Origin of the sequence: Streptomyces sp. NRRL B-1347 (genome assembly GCF_000720325.1) — a bacterium.
In the GTDB taxonomy this organism is placed as follows: Bacteria; Actinomycetota; Actinomycetes; order Streptomycetales; family Streptomycetaceae; genus Streptomyces.
The window spans coordinates 1-1,859 of record NZ_JOJM01000198.1; the positions used below are offsets into that span (position 1 = coordinate 1).

At 76.2% G+C, this 1,859-nt stretch carries 1 protein-coding gene; it reads right to left on the reverse strand.

Features of this window, described 5'->3' with window-relative positions; genetic code table 11:
• Positions 1 to 1,825: type I polyketide synthase (locus IG74_RS47220; protein ID WP_158858116.1), on the reverse strand; the 1,825-nt coding region annotated here is incomplete at its 3' end.
• Positions 1,826 to 1,859 lie beyond the last annotated feature (34 nt).

Here is a 1,859-nt window from a genome sequence, read left to right on the forward strand (position 1 = left end):
GTACGTTCGCGCCGAGCCCGGCCAGCTCTTGGGTCAACTCCCGTGCGCCGGGCGCCTCTTGGCCCCGGCGGCTGGTGAGGAGCAGGTGCTTGACGCCGTGGGTGGTGATGAGGTGCCGGGCGAACAGGGCGCCCAGCGCGCCGGTGCCACCGGTGATCAGGACCGTGCCGTCCGGCGCCAACTCCGGCCCGGCGGCGTCCGTCGCGGCCTGCGGGACCAGGCGCGGCACGGTCACCGTACCGGCGCGCACCGCGACCTGGTCGTGGCCCGCCGCGAGCACCGCGGGCAGGGCCTTGAGGGAGGCCGGGTCGTCGTCGACGTCCGCGAGCACGATCCGGTCGGGGTGCTCGGCCTGGGCGGAGCGCAGCAGGCCCCACACGGCGGCGCCCGCCAGGTCCGGCGCGGCGCCGTCCCCACCCGCCGGCACCGCGCCGCGGGTCACCACGACGAGGCGGCCCGACAGGAACCGCTCGTCGGTCAGCCACTCCCGCACCAGGTCCAGGGTGGCGACGGCCGTCTCGTGCACCGAGGTCACGACGTCGGCGCCCGCGGGGCCCGCCGGGGCGGCCAGCAGCACGTCGGCCCCGGCCGCGTCGTCCAGGGTCGGGCAGCGGTCGACCGCGAGGGCCTCGCCGACCGGCACGGCGGAAGTGCCGAGCAGCGCCCAGCGCCCGGCCGGTTCGGCCGGGTCCGCCTCGACGGCCGCCCAGTCCACGCCGAAGAGCGAACCGGCCGTCTCGTCCCGGCCCGCCGACTGGTCGGCCGACACGGGCCGTGCCTCCACCGACCGTACCTCGGCGACGGGCTGTCCCGCCTCGTCGGCGAGCTGCACCTGGCAGGACGTCTTGCCGTCGCTCTCCGCGTCGATGACCACGCGCACCCGCAGGGCGGTCGCGCCGGTGGCGTAGAGGTAGATCTCGTTCCACACGAACGGCAGCTGGAGCGTGAAGTCCTCGCCCGCGTCGGCGATCGCGGCGACGACGCGCGGGTGGATGGCCGCGTCGAACAGGGCCGGGTGGATGCCGAACCGCGCCGTGTCCGCGCCGTCCGGCAGCGCGACCTCGGCGAAGAACTCGGCCCCCGCCGCGCCGTCGCGGCGCCACAGGGCGTGCAGGCCGCGGAAGAGCGGGCCGTAGACGTAGCCGCTCTCCGCGAGCCGGTCGTAGAACCCGTCCGTCGCCACGGTCTCGGCGCCCGCGGGCGGCCACTGGCTCAGCTCGAAGCCGGGCTCCGGGGCCGAGGGGGCGAGCACGCCGGTGGCGTGGCAGGTCCACTCGTCGCCCGCCTCCTGGCCGGTCTCCGGGCAGGAGTAGATCGCGAACGGCCGGTGCCCGGTGTCGCGCGGCTCGCTCACCACGAGCTGGACCCGTACGCCGCCGGACTCGGGGACGCGCAGCGGCGCGGTGATCACCATCTCGTCCACACCGGCGCAGCCGACCTCGTCGCCCGCCGACATGGCCATGTCGATCAGCGCGGTGCCCGGCACCAGGGCGCGGCCGCCCAGCTCGTGCTCGGCCACCCAGGCGTGCGTCCGCGCCGAGAGGCGCCCGGTGAACACGACCTCGTCGGCACCGGCGACCCGCACCACCGCGTCGAGCATCGGGTGGTCGGCCGCCACCTGCCCGGCCGATACGACATCGCCGGACGACGGGCCCGCCATCCAGTAGTTCTGGTGCTGGAAGGGGTACGTCGGCAGGTCGAGCAGGGCGGCCGGGGTGTGGTCGAAGACCCGCGCCCACGCCACCCCATGCCCTGCCGCGTGCAGCTGGGCGAGCCCGCCCAGGACGGTGCGTACCTGCGGCTGATCCCGGCGCTGCAACGCCACGAACGACGCCTCGACACTCTGCGCACCCATCGCG